The organism is Nonlabens sp. Asnod3-H03 (assembly GCF_045063665.1).
Classification (GTDB): Bacteria; Bacteroidota; Bacteroidia; order Flavobacteriales; family Flavobacteriaceae; genus Nonlabens; species Nonlabens ulvanivorans.
Genome location: NZ_JBEFOD010000008.1, coordinates 1,817,565 through 1,833,334, shown reverse-complemented (window position 1 = coordinate 1,833,334; position 15,770 = coordinate 1,817,565). Strand labels below are relative to the sequence as shown.

At 34.0% G+C, this 15,770-nt stretch carries 17 protein-coding genes; 8 read left to right on the top strand and 9 right to left on the bottom strand.

Annotated elements, in window-relative coordinates:
- The first annotated feature begins 163 nt into the window (after nucleotides 1-163).
- The 3 genes from carB to ACJJVI_RS11525 all read left to right on the top strand — a co-directional run bounded on the left by carB (nucleotide 164) and on the right by ACJJVI_RS11525 (nucleotide 5,071).
- A complete protein-coding gene (gene carB, locus ACJJVI_RS11535; protein WP_036578944.1) occupies nucleotides 164-3,016 on the top strand; it encodes a carbamoyl-phosphate synthase large subunit in 2,853 nt (950 codons plus the stop codon).
- Nucleotides 3,017-3,232: 216 nt separating this feature from the next.
- Nucleotides 3,233-3,451: a hypothetical protein gene (locus ACJJVI_RS11530; protein WP_405352035.1), complete on the top strand. Its 219-nt coding sequence runs from the start codon at nucleotides 3,233-3,235 to the stop codon at nucleotides 3,449-3,451.
- Nucleotides 3,452-3,544: 93 nt separating this feature from the next.
- Entirely contained in the window at nucleotides 3,545-5,071 is a 1,527-nt protein-coding gene (locus ACJJVI_RS11525) for a serine hydrolase (protein WP_405352033.1), read from the top strand.
- A 73-nt stretch (nucleotides 5,072-5,144) separates the two neighbouring features.
- Here ACJJVI_RS11525 and ACJJVI_RS11520 read toward each other — a convergent pair whose 3' ends face one another.
- Both ACJJVI_RS11520 and ACJJVI_RS11515 read right to left on the bottom strand, forming a co-directional pair.
- Complete coding sequence (locus ACJJVI_RS11520; RefSeq protein ID WP_036578940.1) at nucleotides 5,145-5,702, bottom strand: YceI family protein; 558 nt, start codon at nucleotides 5,700-5,702, stop codon at nucleotides 5,145-5,147.
- A 1-nt stretch (nucleotide 5,703) separates the two neighbouring features.
- Entirely contained in the window at nucleotides 5,704-6,060 is a 357-nt protein-coding gene (locus ACJJVI_RS11515) for a hypothetical protein (protein WP_238566715.1), read from the bottom strand.
- Between the two features lie 75 nt (nucleotides 6,061-6,135).
- Between ACJJVI_RS11515 and ACJJVI_RS11510 the strand changes: the two genes are divergently transcribed.
- Genes ACJJVI_RS11510 through ACJJVI_RS11500 form a run of 3 tightly spaced genes read left to right on the top strand, consistent with a single transcriptional unit; the run spans nucleotide 6,136 to nucleotide 8,195 of the window.
- Nucleotides 6,136-6,513, top strand: coding sequence for a hypothetical protein (locus ACJJVI_RS11510; RefSeq protein ID WP_405352030.1), 378 nt, complete (start codon nucleotides 6,136-6,138; stop codon nucleotides 6,511-6,513).
- Between the two features lie 11 nt (nucleotides 6,514-6,524).
- Nucleotides 6,525-7,295 (top strand): choice-of-anchor V domain-containing protein, encoded by a 771-nt coding sequence (locus ACJJVI_RS11505; RefSeq protein WP_042297302.1) that lies wholly within the window; start codon nucleotides 6,525-6,527, stop codon nucleotides 7,293-7,295.
- 57 nt (nucleotides 7,296-7,352) lie between these two features.
- Nucleotides 7,353-8,195 carry a DUF5777 family beta-barrel protein gene (locus ACJJVI_RS11500; protein WP_042297303.1) on the top strand — a complete coding sequence of 281 codons (843 nt, stop codon included), beginning with the start codon at nucleotides 7,353-7,355 and terminating at the stop codon, nucleotides 8,193-8,195.
- 94 nt (nucleotides 8,196-8,289) lie between these two features.
- On the opposite strand, the gene ACJJVI_RS11495 is transcribed toward ACJJVI_RS11500, so the two are convergent.
- On the bottom strand, nucleotides 8,290-8,940 hold the full coding sequence (locus ACJJVI_RS11495) for a hypothetical protein (RefSeq protein WP_405352028.1): 651 nt from the start codon (nucleotides 8,938-8,940) through the stop codon (nucleotides 8,290-8,292).
- Nucleotides 8,941-9,040: 100 nt separating this feature from the next.
- On the opposite strand from ACJJVI_RS11495, the gene ACJJVI_RS11490 reads away from it, so the two are divergent.
- The gene (locus tag ACJJVI_RS11490; protein WP_405352026.1) at nucleotides 9,041-10,378 is read left to right on the top strand and encodes an aspartate kinase; all 1,338 of its coding nucleotides are present in this window, start codon (nucleotides 9,041-9,043) and stop codon (nucleotides 10,376-10,378) included.
- A 50-nt stretch (nucleotides 10,379-10,428) separates the two neighbouring features.
- Here ACJJVI_RS11490 and ACJJVI_RS11485 read toward each other — a convergent pair whose 3' ends face one another.
- The 6 genes from ACJJVI_RS11485 to ACJJVI_RS11460 form a co-directional block, all read right to left on the bottom strand.
- Complete coding sequence (locus ACJJVI_RS11485) at nucleotides 10,429-10,974, bottom strand: acyl-CoA thioesterase (RefSeq protein ID WP_036578930.1); 546 nt, start codon at nucleotides 10,972-10,974, stop codon at nucleotides 10,429-10,431.
- A 51-nt stretch (nucleotides 10,975-11,025) separates the two neighbouring features.
- Nucleotides 11,026-11,391: a hypothetical protein gene (locus tag ACJJVI_RS11480; protein WP_036578928.1), complete on the bottom strand. Its 366-nt coding sequence runs from the start codon at nucleotides 11,389-11,391 to the stop codon at nucleotides 11,026-11,028.
- The gene (locus ACJJVI_RS11475) at nucleotides 11,388-12,095 is read right to left on the bottom strand and encodes a DUF3307 domain-containing protein (protein ID WP_042297306.1); all 708 of its coding nucleotides are present in this window, start codon (nucleotides 12,093-12,095) and stop codon (nucleotides 11,388-11,390) included. The genes ACJJVI_RS11480 and ACJJVI_RS11475 overlap by 4 nt, the downstream gene beginning before the upstream one ends.
- Nucleotides 12,079-12,699, bottom strand: coding sequence for a helix-turn-helix domain-containing protein (locus tag ACJJVI_RS11470; protein ID WP_317291404.1), 621 nt, complete (start codon nucleotides 12,697-12,699; stop codon nucleotides 12,079-12,081). The genes ACJJVI_RS11475 and ACJJVI_RS11470 overlap by 17 nt, the downstream gene beginning before the upstream one ends.
- Before the next feature lie 126 nt (nucleotides 12,700-12,825).
- Nucleotides 12,826-14,283 (bottom strand): DNA recombination protein RmuC, encoded by a 1,458-nt coding sequence (rmuC, locus tag ACJJVI_RS11465; protein WP_405352023.1) that lies wholly within the window; start codon nucleotides 14,281-14,283, stop codon nucleotides 12,826-12,828.
- A 128-nt stretch (nucleotides 14,284-14,411) separates the two neighbouring features.
- Nucleotides 14,412-15,011: a nitroreductase family protein gene (locus ACJJVI_RS11460; RefSeq protein WP_405352022.1), complete on the bottom strand. Its 600-nt coding sequence runs from the start codon at nucleotides 15,009-15,011 to the stop codon at nucleotides 14,412-14,414.
- Between the two features lie 103 nt (nucleotides 15,012-15,114).
- Here ACJJVI_RS11460 and ACJJVI_RS11455 point away from each other — a divergent pair, with 103 nt between their 5' ends.
- Complete coding sequence (locus ACJJVI_RS11455; protein ID WP_348021804.1) at nucleotides 15,115-15,438, top strand: helix-turn-helix domain-containing protein; 324 nt, start codon at nucleotides 15,115-15,117, stop codon at nucleotides 15,436-15,438.
- The last annotated feature ends 332 nt before the right edge of the window (nucleotides 15,439-15,770 follow it).

Sequence of the window (15,770 nt, the reverse complement as noted above, 5' to 3'; positions counted from 1 at the left end):
TTTTATAGAAGTAACGCCTTTTTTTATGTCTCGTCGGGAAATGAGTAACACCTTAGTAATTAGTAGAAAACCTGTTTATTACTTCTCATATCTTACAGCATAACCATAAGTAAAACTGATTTTTATCAACGATATTTAAGCCACCTAAAAAAGCACCTTTATCATGCCTAAAAGAACCGATCTCAAATCCATACTTATCATAGGAAGTGGACCTATTGTTATAGGTCAAGCCTGTGAGTTTGATTATTCTGGGACACAAGCCCTACGTTCCTTAAGAGAAGATGGAATAGAAACTATTTTGATCAATTCAAATCCAGCTACGATCATGACAGATCCTAGCATGGCAGATCATGTTTATCTATTACCATTAAACACTAATTCCATACGCAAGATTTTAAAAGAACATCCACAAATTGACGCGGTATTACCTACTATGGGTGGTCAGACCGCTCTTAACTTGTGTATAGAAGCTCAAGAAAAAGGAATCTGGGAAGATCATAATGTAGATTTAATAGGTGTTAATATAGACGCTATTAATGTTACAGAAGATCGTGAACAATTTAGAAACCTGATGGGTAAGATAGGCGTAGGGATGGCTCCACAAGCTACTGCTACTTCATTCTTAAAAGGTAAAGAGATTGCACAAGAGTTCGGTTTCCCATTATGTATACGTTCTTCATTTACATTAGGTGGTGCTGGTGCAGCCATCGTTTATAAAGAAGAAGATTATGATGAGTTATTAACTCGTGGTTTAGAAGCTTCTCCTATTCATGAAGTAATGATTGATAAAGCATTACTAGGTTGGAAAGAATATGAACTAGAGTTATTACGTGATGATAATGATAACGTCGTTATTATTTGTAGTATAGAAAATATGGATCCTATGGGAATCCATACAGGTGATTCTATTACAGTAGCACCAGCCATGACACTATCAGACCGCACGTATCAAAAAATGCGTGATATGGCTATTCATATGATGCGCAGTATCGGTGCGTTTGCTGGTGGATGTAACGTGCAATTTGCGGTTAGTCCAGATGAAAAAGAAGAAATCATCGCTATTGAGATCAATCCGCGTGTAAGTCGTTCTAGTGCACTAGCATCAAAAGCAACAGGTTATCCTATTGCAAAAATTGCAGCAAAACTAGCGATAGGTTATACATTAGATGAACTAGATAACCAGATTACAAAATCTACTAGCGCTCTTTTTGAGCCTACATTAGATTATGTCATTGTAAAAATACCACGATGGAATTTTGACAAATTTGAAGGCTCTGACCGCACCTTAGGCTTACAAATGAAGTCTGTAGGAGAAGTGATGGGAATAGGACGTTCTTTTCAAGAAGCATTGCACAAAGCAACACAGTCGCTTGAAATTAAACGTAATGGTCTAGGAGCAGATGGTAAAGGTTATAAGGATTACAATCAGGTAATTGACAAACTAACACACGCTAGCTGGGATAGAGTATTTGCTCTATACGATGCCATTGCGATGGGAATTTCTTTAGAGCGCATTCATGAGATCACAAAAATCGATATGTGGTACCTCAAGCAGTTTGAAGAATTACACTCACTAGAAATTGAAATCTCTAAGTTTGATATCAACACGCTTTCACGAAAGCTACTTCTAGAAGCAAAACAAAAAGGATTTGCAGATCGTCAGATAGCACACATGCTGGGCTGTTTAGAAAGTGAAGTATACACTAAGCGTGACGAATTAAACATCAACCGTGTTTATAAACTAGTTGATACCTGTGCGGCAGAGTTTCCTGCGCAAACACCATATTATTACTCGACTTTTGAGGCAGAAATGGAAACCGCAGATGGAAAACGATATGCAGAAAATGAAAGTATCGTATCTGATAAGAAAAAGGTAATCGTACTAGGTTCAGGACCTAACCGTATAGGGCAAGGTATTGAATTTGACTACTGTTGTGTGCATGGTGTTTATGCCGCACAAGAATGCGGTTATGAAACCATCATGATTAACTGTAATCCTGAGACGGTTTCTACAGATTTTGACACAGCAGATAAGTTGTATTTTGAACCAGTATTCTGGGAGCATATTTATGATATTATACGTCATGAAAAGCCTGAAGGTGTTATTGTTCAATTAGGTGGTCAGACAGCCTTAAAGCTTGCAGAAAAGTTAGAACGATACGGCATTAAAATTATGGGAACGAGTTATAAAGCACTGGATCTAGCAGAGGATCGTGGTCTGTTCTCAAAAATGTTACAAGAAAACGATATTCCTTATCCAGAGTTTGCAACGGCGACGACACCTGCTGAAGCACTTCAAGCTGCAGAGCAATTAGACTTTCCTATATTAGTAAGACCATCCTATGTATTAGGTGGTCAAGGAATGAAAATCGTTATTAATAAAGAAGAACTAGAAGAGCACGTCGTGGACATTCTACGTAAAATTCCTAATAACGTATTATTACTAGATCACTATCTAGATGGTGCCATAGAGGCAGAGGCTGATGCGATTTGTGATGGTGAGAATGTTTACATCATAGGTATCATGGAGCATATAGAACCTTGTGGAGTGCATTCTGGAGATTCAAACGCATTGCTACCACCATTTACTCTAGGTGATTTAGTCATGCAACAAATTAAAGATCATACTAAGAAGATTGCACTAGCACTGGACACTGTAGGTTTAATCAATATACAGTTTGCTATTAAAGATGATAAAGTTTACATCATTGAGGCTAATCCACGTGCTTCACGTACGGTTCCTTTTATCGCAAAAGCTTATGGTGAGCCTTATGTAAATTATGCTACTAAGGTCATGTTAGGACACAATAAAGTAACAGATTTTGATTTCAATCCTCAACTAGATGGATATGCAATTAAACAACCTGTTTTCTCTTTTAATAAGTTCCCTAATGTTGATAAACGTTTAGGACCAGAGATGAAGTCTACAGGTGAAAGTATCTTATTTATAGACAGTTTAAAGGATGATGACTTTTATGAACTGTATGCTCGTAGAAGAATGTACTTGAGTAAATAAATACTAGATTCTTAAACAATTTTAAAAACCTTGCTTCATGAAGCAAGGTTTTTTATTTTAGAATAATTGTTAGAGGTTATGGAAAAAGAAAATATACATAAAGTTTTAAGGCACGCTAGAAACCTGAGAATTTTAATTATTCTTTACAGTTTAGTGTACTTGGTGTTTGCCGTTTGGGACATATATTTAAAAGACTTTTTTTCTACTAATTTCGAATTGAAAATTTATCATATATTGGTTTTAGGCCTACCTATTAAAGCATATGCCATATGGTATGTCCTCAATATGGCGCCCAACAGAGAACAAAACAAAACAAATAATGTATTAGGATTATTATTTTTTGGCGTTATCGGTATGTGGATGACTTATCCTCGTAAAAAGAGACTCATCAATAGACTTAAAGCTAATAACTCTATGTTTAGTTTAAAATCTTAACATGTGGCTTTCTATATTTAGGAGGCTTTTTTAGGTTACGCTTTCGCGAAAGCATAACAACCACTATCTTTCTATCACATTAAATTTATTGAAATGAAAAAACTATTCATTCTACTGTTTTTATTGACAGTATCCACGTCTATTGCGCAAGATGTAGACTTACAAGAACTTGATACCTACATATCAAAAACAGTTAAAGATTGGGGAATTCCTGGTGTGAGCGTAGGTATTGTCAAAGATGGTGAGATTGTTTTTGAGAAAGGATATGGAGTCATGGAAGTAGGCAAGCGCAAATCACCGGACGAGCATACCTTATATGCTATAGCTAGTAACACAAAAGCATTTACAGCGGCTATCATCGCTCAATTAGTAGAAGAAGGAAAGTTGAATTGGGATGATAAAGTGCAGCGTTATTTACCCTATTTTGAAGTTTATGATCCTAATATAAGTGGTATGATAACAGTTGAAGATTTATTAAGTCATAACGTTGGATTGGGAACTTTTTCTGGTGATGGAATATGGTATAAGTCTGAGCTAAGTACAGAAGAAGTGGTACGTCGTATTAAGTTTGTACCACAGGCTTATGAATTCAGAGACGGATATGGTTATTCAAATTTAATGTTTATCACTGCCGGTGATTTAATAGAAAAAATTACTGGAAAGTCTTTTAAAGAAAATGTGACCGAACGCTTATTGAATCCTGTAGGTATGGATGATACGGTGGTTAGTGTTCAAGATTTTGGTAATAATAAAAACGTTGCTAGTCCACACGCAATGAATGATAAAAATGAGAATTATGTCATTCCATGGGTAGCCTGGGACAATGTTCAGTCTACTGGTGGAATTATTTCTAGTGTTCACGACATGAGTAAATGGATGATTACTAATATGAATCATGGCGTCACTGCATCAAACGATACTTTATTTAGTGTTCAAAACAGAAATAATATGTGGAACTTACATAACAGTTTTGGTGTTAATCAGGTTAAGAGAAACAGTACTGGTTCTCAGTATGCAGGATATGGTCTGGGATGGTTTTTGGGAGATTATCATGGTCATTTCAGAGTACGACATGGTGGTGGATATGATGGAATGATTTCTACAGTACAAATGTTGCCTGATGAAAAGCTAGGAGTAGTAGTATTAACTAATGGTCCTAAAGCGCCTACTAATGCTATTGCATATGCTGTTTTTGATCGTTTTTTAAGTAGAGATAAGAAAGACTGGAGTACTGAGATGCTAGAAGGTTATGACAACTGGAAAAAATCAGATACTCGAATTGCAGATCGTAAAGAAAAACAAATAAAAGGAACGCAGCCTATTTTAGAAAGGTCTGAAATAGTAGGAACTTATCATGCTGATATTTATGGAAACTTTTATGTAAAGCAAGAAGGAAAAAATCTTGTATTAGAATGGGAACACACGCCGCTATTGAATAGCCGTCTAACTCATTTTAATTATGATTCTTATGAAATCAATTGGGACGAGCCGCAAGCTTGGTATTCTTTTGGTACTGTAACCTTTGAGAAGGACGCCTATGGTACCGTTACAGGAATTTCATTTGATGTACCTAACGATGACTTTTTCTTTTATGAAATGAATGCTAAAAAAGTAGAGTAATCATCATTAAATTAGAATTTAAAAAGGACTTGCCATCAAATGTTTGCTAGTCCTTTTTTTAAACCGATAGTATTTACTTTTTGTTTAAAATCGCCTTTACTGATATCTGAACCTCTTGTGCTATTTTATTAGAAACCACAGATGGGATTTCAATATTGAAATCAGCTGGTTTCAAATTAAAATTAGATTCTAACTGTATGTTTTCACCAGATTGACTTAGAAGAACGGGAATAGAAATCATTTTTTTCTGTCCATGTAATTCAAGAGTTCCGTTAAGAATAAATGTTGTTGAAGTGTTTTGTGAAAATCCATTAGCGTCAAAGTTTGAAAGAGTTCCTTTAAGAACGGCTTTAGGGTAATCATCACTTTCTATATAGTTTTCATTAAAGTGTTCTTGCATTAAGGCAATAGGAAATCTAAATCCTTTTACTAGAGCAAGTGCAGCGATATTACCCGTTTTCATATCTAATACGACTGTGGTACTCTTATTTACTGCTCGTATAGGCTCAAATGTAGGTACAGATGCTTCAAAGCTTATGGATCCGGTTCTAGTTTGATATCGATCGGTTTGTGTTGAGCTTATAGATGATATACTAACTAAGGCTAAAAACGCAAGACATATAATTTTCATATTAATTTTCTAAATAACCATCAGTTTGCCACTGTGTGATCAGGTTTATACTGGTAGGTGGTAACTGACCATTCTGAGGCATGATCAATGGATCACCTATGTTTCTTGTAATTCTATCAATTAATGAGCCAGTCTCTGTACTCATACGTACATCATCATAGTTTTCTAATACTAATCCACCAGAAGGGTTGGTTGTATTATGGCACTGAGTACATTGATTTTGTATGATAGGTGCTATATCCATATTGTAGGTTACTAGCTCTGTAATAGGCTCATTATCTGTAAGATCATCTGTGCTTGTATTTGTACAAGAAATAAGGATAAAAGCGGGAATAATGTATAACAGATTGTATTTCATGCAGTTAAATTTTGAGCTAAATATATACTCTTGTGATTTAATTGTTATAAATTTAAACAATATTTGTTTCAACAAATGATTAAAAAATTACTTTTTGGGTTTTTATTAATTGGTTTTATCGCCATTATCGGATATAATTATTTGTATCAAGATCATGTTGATGTTGAGCAAAGTAAATCATCAGCCTCTTTTACATCTCAAGTATTAATAGAGTTATTTACAGATCAAGATTTACAAAATGATCAAAGAGCTTTAGATCAAATAATAGAAGTAAAAGGTAAAGTAACTAATGTAGAAAAGAATACTATTATACTAGATGAGCAAATTTTTATTGAAATGGTTGCTGATCAAAAACTAAAAGAAAACCAATTAATAATAATTAAAGGTAGATGCTTAGGCTATGATGAACTTCTTGAAGAAGTAAAAATCGATCAAGCAATACTGTCGAACTAAATTAAAAAGCTATGAAAAAAAATTACTCTTTTTACAGTCTATTAACTGCACTACCAATAGCGCTGCTGGTTTTAGTAGGATTCACAAGTGGTCAAGGTGGTAACTTTTCTGGATCACCAGGAGATTCAAACGCAAACTGTACCTCTTGTCATGCACCAGGCGCAAACCATGGTGGAACACCTGTATTAACTGGTGTGCCCACGAGTTATACTGCAGGTACTACCTATAATTTAACCTTAGCTATAAATGGATCATCCGTTAATAAATTTGGTTTTAATATCACCGCCGAAGATCAAAATGGTGTGAAAGTAGGGAACTGGACTGCTGGTACTGGTAGTCAATTGCGCAATGGTGGTACTACAGATGGATTAACCCATTCAGCCACTAATAGTTCTACATGGACTTTTTCATGGAGAGCACCTAATATGAGCGTTGGACCAGTAACTTTTTATTATGCTACCATACAAGCTAATAATGCTTCTGGAAATAGTGGAGATCAAATGGTTTCAGGTAATTCTATGCAAGTTCTTTCTAATGATATAGATTTATCGATTACTAGTTTTAACATGTATCCTACCGAAGCTGATGATGTTTTAAATATCGATCTTAACCAATTAGACCAAGGTCAGCTAGAAATATATAATATGAATGGTTCACTTATTAAGCAAGTGAATTTAATTCAAGAAAATCAGCTGGATGTTTCTAATTTAAAATCTGGTATTTATCTAGCAAATGTTACTGTAAATGGCGCTGTTACAACAGAGCGATTTATAAAAAAATAATTCTTCCCCTTTAATCCGAGCCGCTTTTTAGTTGATAAAAAGCGGCTTTTTACCGTTATGAAAAACCTAACCTACCTTTTCTATTTACTACCTATTCTTTTCTATGCTCAGGATGATTTACTAGATGGACTTGAGCCAGATCAAAGTACTACGGTCACATCTACCTGGAAATCTCTTAAAGTGGTCAATTTTGAAACGACAAAACTGGTTGCAAAAAATGAATTTCAATTAATCATTTCACATCGTTTTGGTAGTGTAGAGAATGGTTTTGATGATCTATTTGGATTGGACCAAGCGGTGACTCGTTTTCAATTTGTATATGGCTTAACAGACTGGATGCATATAGAAGCCAGCCGTAGTTCTTTTAATAAAACATATCAATTAGCCAGTAAATTTAAACTCAAAGAGCAAGAAACAACGGGTTTTCCTTTCAGTATATCTGCTTTTACAGCTGTTGATATTAATACGGGATTAGATAAAGAAGTGTTGCCTAAAATTGAATTTGAAAATAGACTGGGCTATACAGCGCAAGTGATTATTGCTCGTAAGATATCTAAGAAATTATCTGCTCAAATTAGCCCAACACTTTTTCATGAAAACTTTGTGAGTTATGATCCTCAAGACAATACGCAATATGCTCTAGGATTAGGTGCACGCTATAAATTGACTAATCGATGGTCAATTAATGCAGACTATGGATATCATCTAAATAGGGCAGACGGTAGTCCTTTTGTTAACCCATTGAGTATTGGGTTTGATCTAGAGACTGGTGGCCATGTTTTCCAATTACATTTTACAAATTCTCAACCTATGTTAACTAATGGCTTTTTAAGTCAGGGAACTGGAGATTGGACTGATGGTAGGTTTTTCTTTGGCTTTAATCTCGTACGTGTATTTTAAAAAAAAGTAATTGTTGTTGTTTTTCACTTTTCCCAAAGCTTAATAGTCATCAAAATATTATAACATGGTGAATTATTTTAATATGATTAAATCATTAATGTCCTAACTTTTTAATTGCCGAAAAAGCCTTATCTACCGTATCGTTTTCTACAAGTACACTGAACTCGTTTGTGGTAGAAATAACCTCATGCAACGAGATGCCTTCCCAAGCAAAACGTTTAAATATTTGATAATATAATCCTGGGACTTGGGTATTGTTTTCTGGTAATGCGATACTTATGGCGCTTAAATTGTCTTGTGTGCTGGTCATAATTTCATTGGCAAATTGAGTTTGTATTTTTTCTTTCTCACTCATGGATATAACTAGGTTACTTTCATGAATCCCTTTAGAAAGTCCATAAAAAATAGTTGTGTTAATCGATTCTAAAATCTTACTATGACTTAAGAATAAAGTACTAGAATTTTTAAAAGTAAAATCCACAAGATTAGATCGTACCGTTATATCACCTAGATTTTTTAAAATAGACTTTAAGTTATTAGAATGCCTCAAATCTTTGGGCGGATTGTAACGTCTCAATGCCATCATAATGGCACCAGTTTTCACTGGTTTTCTAAGCATACCACTTATAGGTTCTTGTAACTCTTCTGCTAGGGCAGAGAAATTAATGATGCGTCTAGATAATGCTTCTTCTAGAAATGGTTGAGTGACTAAAATCTCTTCTACACAATCTGCTACAGTTTTCATATTGTTAATTATTTAACAGCTTGTGTAAAATTAAACTAATTTTGTTATATTTTTTATATTAGGTTAGGACTAGGTGTATTTTTGCCTAAAATTAAATAAAATGCTAGTTCTAAAATTTGGTGGTACTTCAGTAGGTTCTGTAGAAAACATGACTCATGTGAAAAATATCATTAATGATGGTACTAAGAAAGTGGTGGTGCTATCTGCCATGTCTGGTACTACAAATGCTTTGGTTGAAATATCTGAACAAATACGTTTAAAAGAAAGGGATTCTGCATTTGTACTTATAAAACGACTGGCTAGTAGTTATCAAAATACTATAGATCAATTGTTAAACGATAGTGCGCTTGTTAACGAATCTCAAAAATACGTCAATAAGGTTTTTACAGGCTTAATAGAGCTTGTAGATTTAGATCATACCACATTGATTTATAATCAAATTGTTGCTCAAGGAGAACTATTGTCTACCTTTCTATTCAGTAGATTTTTAATGCAAGAAGGTATTAACGCTGCATTATTACCTGCTTTAGATTTTATGCGTATCGATAATAATGACGAGCCAGATTCTTTTTATATCAAACAAAATCTAGATAGGATTTTAAATGAAAATAGTGAGGCAGATATTTATATTACTCAAGGTTTTATATGTCTAGATGTTCAGGGAAATGTATCTAACCTACAACGTGGTGGTAGTGATTATACAGCTTCTATAGTGGGAGCAGCCATAGAGGCAGACGAAGTGCAAATATGGACAGACATTGATGGCTTTCATAATAATGATCCTCGTTTTGTAGAAAACACGACTGCTATTTCAAATATATCTTTTGATGAAGCGGCAGAGCTTGCTTATTTCGGTGCTAAAATTTTACATCCTCAAACGGTTATACCTGTAAAAGATCTCAATATTCCTGTACGTTTAAAAAATACCATGTCTCCAGATTCTTATGGTACTTTAATAACACATCATGTCCATGGAGAAGGAATCAAGGCTATCGCGGCAAAAGACGGTATTTATGCTATTAAGATAAAATCTGCAAGAATGTTACAGGCGCATGGATTTCTTAAAAAAGTATTTGAAATTTTTGAGAAATACGAGACTTCTATCGATATGATCACCACTTCAGAAATAGCTGTTTCTCTTACCATAGATAACCCATTACATCTAGATGCTATAGTAGAAGAACTAGAGAAGGTAGCTAGTGTAGATGTAGATCAAGGTATGAGTATCGTATGTCTGGTAGGTAATAATATTATTTATCATCAAGACACTCCACATTTATTTCAAGTATTACAAGATGTACCTGTGCGCATGATCTCTTATGGAGGTAGTAATAATAATATATCATTATTGATCAATACAGATCAAAAATTAAATACTTTACAAAAGTTACAGGGCTATGTATTTGAATTCCAACAGGAAAAAGCTGTTGCTTATTAATTACTTAAAAGTAAGAACACATGAAAAATAGTAATTAAGTAGCTATTCTTTTAAAGAGATATCTGCACGTTATAATTTTTTAATTCCTCTTTATAACTAGCGTCTGAGAAATTTGCCTGTGCAATTTCAAGGGCGCTTTTCTTTTTAATTTGTTTTCTTTTAATCGCTCTTGCAAATCGACGTACATGAGTTTCATTACTTATTTTAAGACCAGGAACGGCGACTGTATTCCCTTCTTCATCTTTTGCAACCATAGTTAGAAATGAAGAATTACAATGTTTAGATTCACCAGTTTGAATATTTTCTGCATCTACTCGTATCCCTACGACCATAGATGATTTACCTACATAATTTACTGACGCTTTCAACGTCACCATTTCTCCTACTTCTATAGGCGCCTTAAAATCCACCACATCCACACTAGCTGTTACACAATATACACCACTGTGTTTAGAGGCACATGCAAACGCAATCTGGTCAATTAATGATAGGACATAACCACCATGAATCTTTCCTGAAAAGTTGGCATGCGATGGTAACATCAATAAAGAAAGCATCACTCTAGATTGCTCAGGCGATTTGAAAAGGTCTTTCATAGTGGATATGTTTATGGTTCACGCTTTCGCGAAAGCGGAATCTAAAAAGTTTTATTTATTAAAATGAGGAGAGTTTTCTAAGGTAGCCTCAGTGATAAAGTACTTAGTATCACCCCAAAAGAAAAAGGTTCCGAATTTCTCTTCGTATTTTAATTTCACATATTTACCTTGATACTCTTGTAATTTTTCAATCACTTCAGGTTCACTGTCCATTACAGAAAACGAGAAGATTTGAGCACCGCTGATACCTTGAGAAATTTCGCCTTCCCAAGTTTTAACTAGATAACCTTTACTAGAAAATTTAATTAATTCGCCAGACCTGTACCCATCAGAATAACTAGCAAAATATAGAAAGCTGTACCATAAAACGGCCATTATAAGAATGGTTGCGAGTATTACACCTAAAATCTTTTTCATATCATTAAACTATTAAAGAGCAAACCTACAAGGATTGCGATACCAAAACTAAGCAATGTGCCTATTAAAACGTACTCTGTTAGCTTCATATTTTTTGCTTTACTTAAATCACCAAATCTAAATACGGATTTTGCAGTTAGTAAAAAGCCTACCGCGCTAAAATTGCCCGAGATGATAAATATAAATACTAGTAGTCTTTCAATCATTCCTATCCATTTCCCAGCATTTTTTAAAGAGTCAATACCAGTATCTTTCTCATCTAGTTTCCATCTTGTAAAAAACACTTTGAGCATGATCCCTACAGGACTAGTAAGGAATATGGAACATAATATAAATAACCAAGTGTGCTCTGATAGTTGAAACGTGTTTATTAGGTCAACCTGTTCTATTAATAAGTAAAGTCCAATAATGACTAGGATGTGTAATAACTGATCGATAAGAAATAACGATCTACTATTCTTTTTTGTAGTTAGCTTCAACTTACCAGCATCAATGATAAGATGTGTAATAGTTATGATTAATGCAGCCCACCACAATTCTATTTCATTTAAAAACAGTAGTGCTAATAGCCCGTGTATGATGGCATGAATGTATAAATGTGGAGATTTGAGTTGATGTTTTTCTTTTTTCTTAGTAAAGGAATTGGTCTGTAATATAAAATCACCTAGAAAATGAGCAATAAGTAGTTTAATGAGTAGTAGCATCGTGGACGTCTTTATAGTATTGATGAAATAGGTGTAGTAGTTCTTGAGTTTCTTTCCAGTGTGCTCGATCTAGTCTTCTACTGGCTGTAGCTTGCTTAATACCTAATTGCTGGCCTAGCTCTTCTTGTGTGATGTTAGGTTTGCTCATGATTAAGTTAATCACTGAGGCTCCGTTTGCGGTCCAATGGTTTAATGATAAAAGTGCCATTTTTAAGGCGGTATTCATATAGAAATCTAATGGATTACCACTGTTGACCATTAAGTTTTGATCTTTATCTTTTAAGGAATCTAGCAGTTCTCCAGATCGGGTTAATGCACTACCTGTAGATAATGCTATGTTTTGCTCTATAAGATTGATATGACCTAAACCTATGGCAATACGTACGTCTAGTGTTTCTTTTACTTTAAGCGCCGCTTTTATTTGTAGGCTAGCATATAGGGCTAGTTCTGGTGTATTAATCCATCCTTGAAAACTATCACCTCTATATATTTGATACATACCTTCTTTACAATAATGCTTAAGAATAGGTTCTATAACGCTGAGATAATCATCTGGGATATTTTTCTTTGATCCTATAATATCACCTGCAATTACTACTTCCATATCGTTTCATTAAAATTATTACCTGATGATGTAATAATTCAAATATATTACATTATTGTGTAATATTATTAATTATTACGTAAAAGTGTAATAATGTAGTAGTATTACATAAATGAGTAATAAAAATTAATTTAAGCGAGGCTCTTCATCACTGCCTTCTAGAAAGTCTGGATCATTATCGATAGCGCGATTTAGTAATTTTTCATTTAGGTTTTTATTTGCTTTTGCTCCTAACTTTTTTAAACGTTCTACACGACCTATCAAATTACCAGAGCCTTCTGTTAGTTTATTCATACTTGAAGAATAACTTTTCTTAACGGTATCTAATTGACTACCTACTTTAATAAGGTCTTCTGTAAGAAGTACAAATTTATCATACAATCCACCTGCTGCGTTTGCAATGTCTAATGCGTTTTTTTGTTGTTTTTCATTTTGCCACATTGTATCAATGGTACGTAATGTGGCCAGTAGAGTAGTAGGTGTTACAATAACGATATTCTTATCAAATGCCTCGCTATATAAATTACTATCTGCGTTGAGCGCCATGGCAAATGCTGGTTCTATAGGTACAAAGAGTAATACAAAGTCTGGACTTTCAATCTGATATAACTCGTGATAATTTTTACCAGATAGATCATTTACGTGTTTTTTAAGAGCGTTAACATGTTCTTTTAAATGACGATCTTGAATTTCTTCATTTTCTTCATTTACAAAACGTTCATAAGCATTTAGTGATACTTTTGAATCTATAATCATTTTTTTACCACCAGGAAGATTAATAACCACATCTGGGAAAACAGTCTTTCCTTCTTCTGTTTTAAAACTTTGCTGCACTTCATATTCAGAACCTTTTTCAAGTCCAGATTTCTCAAGAACTCTTTCTAATACCAGCTCACCCCAATTACCTCGCATTTTAGCATCTCCTTTTAAGGCTTTAGTAAGGTTAGTTGTTTCCTTACTCATTTGTTCATTAAGCTCTTTAAGTCCTATGATTTGTTGTTTAAGAATACTTTGTCTTTCAATCGTGTCTTTATGAGTGTCTTCAACTCGTTTTTCAAACATTAATATTTTCTCTTGTAAAGGATTTAATATTTGCTCGATGTTTTTCTTATTCTGATCAGTGAACTTTGAACTTTTTTCATCTAAAATTTTATTAGCTAAATTTTCAAATTCTTTGGTGAATTTTTCATTCAGCTTTTCGATTTCTTGTTGCGCTTCGGCGTGTTTCTCATTTGCTTTTTCAAACGACGTACGCTGTTCAGCAAGAAGTATTTCTAGGCTGTTTTTTTCACGATTAACTTCTATATATTGTTTTTCAAGCTTATCAAGCCTTTGATTCAAGTCTTGCTGTGTTTCAAGCTTAGAAGCGATTTGAGCTTTAAGATTACTAGATTCTAATCTTAATTGGTCACGTTCAATAAGAGCTTCTTTTTGATGTTGAAGCTGAGACGATAACTGAGATTTTTCAGATTCAAGAAGATTTAAAGAACCCGAGAAACGCGTTTTCATAAATAACCAGGTTACTACAGCACCTAAGATGACACCTAGCAAAACAAATAACAAAACAGAAAGCTCTGAAGACATAAATAATGAATTTATGTAAAGGTAAAAAGGAAGTCTAGAGCTTAAAAATGAAAGAAGAAGAAGTTATTAAAAAGCCCAAACTATCTATACAGATAATTTGGGCTATCATTTAAACTTATTGAATAATCTTAAATACTCTCGATAACTTGATCTAGAGCAATTCTAGATTTAGGATTTTTACTAGGTTGATTGAAATCATCTTGATCTCTATAACCTATAGCAACAGCAACTAAAGTTGCGTAGTCACTTTGCCCTAAAATCTTATCATAATTTTTAGGCTCAAGCCCTTCCATAGGTGTAGCGTCTATTCCCATGTCTGCACAAGCGCTAAGAAAAACACCTAACGCCAGATATACTTGCTTATCAAACCAAGCCTTAGTTTGTTCTACCGGTTGCGACTTTACGTTTTCTTTATAGTAATCTACTGCACCTTTAGGCAGTTCTGATTCGATTTGCTTTTCGAATAGATCTAGATTATCAATTCTACTAAAAATGACAAGCGTATCACAATCAACAACTTTGCTAGTATTGATCCAGGATACTTTAGATAGTTGTTCCTTAGTATCTTGATCAGAAACAAATGTGAATTTCCATGGTTGACTATTAATAGAAGACGGACTTAATCTTAAAATTTCTTTTAACTGATTTATTGTATCTCCATCTATTTTTTTTGAACTATCATACTGCTTGGTCGTATAACGTTCTTGCATTGCATTTATAAAACTCATTATGCTATTTTTAAACTATAATTATTATAGCTACAAAAGTATGTATAGTATTATATCTTTGCAATGATGATGAAACAAGATTGTTTAATTTTTAGAAAAGTTTATGTATTCATTTAAAGGGAAAGAATATCCATGTTGTGCTAGTCTTACAATGGGAATTATAGGAGGAAAATGGAAAACTGTTATTATATATCATCTTATTGAAGGTCCATTGCGATATAATGAATTAAGAAAAGAAATGCCTACGGTAACCGAGAGAACACTAAGTCTGCAGCTTAAAACTCTTGAAGAAGATGGTATCGTAGAACGTAAAGTTTATACTACTAAACCACCATTAAAGGTGGAGTATTCGCTAACCGAATTTGGTAAAACTCTTATACCTTTAATTAAATCTATCGCAGATTGGGGAAATACTGTTTCAAAGTAAATAAGATTTATTATCAAATTAAAAGCTCTTACAGTTAAAAGTTAGATTGTTCTGCTTAGTGAAGTTACTGAATTTATGAATGATCACAGCCTCGCTATAAGCCATTAAAACGTCACAATCGCCATTATAAAACGTTCTTGTTTGTTTCCTAGCGGCGGCTGGCGTGTATTGGGTAAGTACAAGCTGACTATTGCTCAAGAGGTTTTACAGCTTTGCCATTATTGTCTCCGACGAGTGCAGCGAGAGGAAGACAGTTGAGTAGGTTGGGAGACTTGTGATTTATAATTACTAAAGCTGGTTGATCTTATGCAGCGTTATTGCAGTTCTACAGT

What these genes read in the sequence shown, in the direction of transcription:
- ACJJVI_RS11490 (WP_405352026.1), top strand. Translation starts at nt 9,041, where the DNA reads ATGCTAGTTCTAAAATTTGGTGGTACTTCAGTAGGTTCTGTAGAAAAC.
- ACJJVI_RS11505 (WP_042297302.1), top strand. Translation starts at nt 6,525, where the DNA reads ATGAAAAAAAATTACTCTTTTTACAGTCTATTAACTGCACTACCAATA.
- ACJJVI_RS11500 (WP_042297303.1), top strand. Translation starts at nt 7,353, where the DNA reads ATGAAAAACCTAACCTACCTTTTCTATTTACTACCTATTCTTTTCTAT.
- ACJJVI_RS11455 (WP_348021804.1), top strand. Translation starts at nt 15,115, where the DNA reads ATGTATTCATTTAAAGGGAAAGAATATCCATGTTGTGCTAGTCTTACA.
- ACJJVI_RS11495 (WP_405352028.1), bottom strand. Translation starts at nt 8,940, where the DNA reads ATGAAAACTGTAGCAGATTGTGTAGAAGAGATTTTAGTCACTCAACCA.
- rmuC (WP_405352023.1), bottom strand. Translation starts at nt 14,283, where the DNA reads ATGTCTTCAGAGCTTTCTGTTTTGTTATTTGTTTTGCTAGGTGTCATC.
- ACJJVI_RS11485 (WP_036578930.1), bottom strand. Translation starts at nt 10,974, where the DNA reads ATGAAAGACCTTTTCAAATCGCCTGAGCAATCTAGAGTGATGCTTTCT.
- ACJJVI_RS11460 (WP_405352022.1), bottom strand. Translation starts at nt 15,011, where the DNA reads ATGAGTTTTATAAATGCAATGCAAGAACGTTATACGACCAAGCAGTAT.
- ACJJVI_RS11470 (WP_317291404.1), bottom strand. Translation starts at nt 12,699, where the DNA reads ATGGAAGTAGTAATTGCAGGTGATATTATAGGATCAAAGAAAAATATC.
- ACJJVI_RS11525 (WP_405352033.1), top strand. Translation starts at nt 3,545, where the DNA reads ATGAAAAAACTATTCATTCTACTGTTTTTATTGACAGTATCCACGTCT.
- ACJJVI_RS11515 (WP_238566715.1), bottom strand. Translation starts at nt 6,060, where the DNA reads ATGAAATACAATCTGTTATACATTATTCCCGCTTTTATCCTTATTTCT.
- ACJJVI_RS11475 (WP_042297306.1), bottom strand. Translation starts at nt 12,095, where the DNA reads ATGCTACTACTCATTAAACTACTTATTGCTCATTTTCTAGGTGATTTT.
- ACJJVI_RS11520 (WP_036578940.1), bottom strand. Translation starts at nt 5,702, where the DNA reads ATGAAAATTATATGTCTTGCGTTTTTAGCCTTAGTTAGTATATCATCT.
- carB (WP_036578944.1), top strand. Translation starts at nt 164, where the DNA reads ATGCCTAAAAGAACCGATCTCAAATCCATACTTATCATAGGAAGTGGA.
- ACJJVI_RS11480 (WP_036578928.1), bottom strand. Translation starts at nt 11,391, where the DNA reads ATGAAAAAGATTTTAGGTGTAATACTCGCAACCATTCTTATAATGGCC.
- ACJJVI_RS11510 (WP_405352030.1), top strand. Translation starts at nt 6,136, where the DNA reads ATGATTAAAAAATTACTTTTTGGGTTTTTATTAATTGGTTTTATCGCC.